The organism is Streptomyces sp. NPDC059785 (assembly GCF_042732375.1).
Lineage (GTDB): Bacteria > Actinomycetota > Actinomycetes > Streptomycetales > Streptomycetaceae > Streptomyces.
Genome location: NZ_JBHWHV010000131.1, coordinates 1 through 1,725 on the forward strand (window position 1 = coordinate 1; position 1,725 = coordinate 1,725).

Here is a 1,725-nt window from a genome sequence, read left to right on the forward strand (position 1 = left end):
AGGTCGAGGCGATGGGTCTGCTGGCGGTGCACCAACACGCCGGTTCCGGCGTCCAGGAAGACCGTGCTGCGGGCCTGCTGGGTGAAGTTCGGCCGGGTGGAGGCCAGACCGGCGGTGTGGGCGAACCATGCATCCCCGGTGCCGCCTTCGGGGATGGAGGGCAGAGCGCGCGGCTGTGGCGGTGCGGCGTCCGGCCGGCCCAGCGCGGGCTCCGCGGCGCAGTCGGGGACAGCGGCGGGCTGGGCGGCGACGGTGTGTAGCACCGTCGCCGCCGGAGCCGCCGCGGCAGGTGCCGGGGCGGGAGCAGGCTCAACGGCCGAAGAGGAGGCGGCCGGGTCGGCGGCGGCTGGCTGAGCCGGGGGTGTGTCGTCTGCGGTCAGGCTGTCGGGGGCCAGGGCCGGGGCCACCGTGACGACATCGGCCACGCTCAGCCCGGCGGCCGGGGCGATCCGCTCGGCCTTGGCCTTGGGATAGGCGGCCAGGCGGACGATCCGCTTGTCCCGGTCGGCCTCCAGCTTCGCCAGCACCGCCCGGGCCTTCTTGATCTCGTCCCGCACGGTGCGCAGTTCGGCGAGTGCTGCGGTGTAACTCGGTGCGTCCATCGGATCTTTCCTGTCCGGGCGGAGGTCAGACGGCGGAATGGGCTGGAACGTAGGCGATGGCCCCGCCGGAGTGGGAGGCGAGCCGGGTGCCCAGCAGCGCCGTGGCGAGCCGGCGGTCCTCGGTCACAGGGGAGGTCAGGATGACGTGAGGCTCAGCCAGGTCGGTGACGTGACCGGCCAGCCGGGCGGCGGGGAAGGCATGCCGGCCCTGGCTGTTCCGCTCCCACCGCTCCAGCCCGGTCAGGACGGCCACGACGTAGCCGGACAGGGTCACCGGCAGCACTCCCCCGGCCGCCACACTCGCCGCGTCACAACGCCACCACCCCCGCAGCGCCTTCAGCACATCCTCGGCGCCAAGTGACGCGGCGAAACCGATCCAGTCACGATCCGGCTCATCGGCCCGCTGCGCCGTATCAACCCGCAGAACCGCAATCTCTGAGGTCTCCATCTGCCCCAGCGGTGCTGTCCGGCGTTCCTTCAGGGCCTGGACCACGTCAAGCGGGATCATGACGCGCACGCCGCGGCGGGCAAGGCCTGGCAGCAGCCCGGCCTGGATGAGACGGCGGAAAGTGGTGATGGCACAACCGAGTTCTTCCGCGGCCTGCCCGGTCGTCAGTAGCACCCGCCACTCTCCCACTTCATCCAAACTCCGATATCTGATGACGCATGAAGCGTAGCGAGGCCGGGTCAGGCAGTCAAACAGCACCGCTCGCAGCACAGAGGGTCCTGAAGCCGGGCAGAACACCGGCGGCGGGCCTCTCTTGACAGGGGCTGCTCGGAGCGCGGGCCGGACGACCGCGCCCGTGCGGGTGTTGCGGTTCCCTCGTTCGATGTGACGGCGAACGTCCGCTGATAATCAACTGGTCGAGCGACAGGAGCAGGCCGCATGAACCACCACGGCACCCCGCACAGCGAGCCGGCCGAACACTTCCGCTACCGGGCCTACCTAAGAACCCTTCGCGAATCCGATGATTCTGAAGTGATCCCTTGATCGTGTTGCTCGTGGTCGGGCGGGTGGTTGAAGCTTCCCCCGTGATCTTGGACACTTGATGGTTATGCCGCGAGGGCGTGTCGGTGTCGCCGTCGGGTCTCGGCCGGGGTGAGGTAGCCGAAGGCCTTGTGT

1 protein-coding gene and 1 pseudogene are annotated in these 1,725 nt (G+C 70.0%); both read right to left on the reverse strand.

Annotated features, from left to right (window positions below):
• A pseudogene (locus ACFV6E_RS42775) lies at positions 1-602 on the reverse strand (hypothetical protein); the annotation flags it as partial.
• 25 nt (positions 603-627) lie between these two features.
• A complete protein-coding gene (locus ACFV6E_RS42780; RefSeq protein ID WP_385469172.1) occupies positions 628-1,224 on the reverse strand; it encodes a helix-turn-helix domain-containing protein in 597 nt (198 codons plus the stop codon).
• Positions 1,225-1,725: the final 501 nt, after the last annotated feature.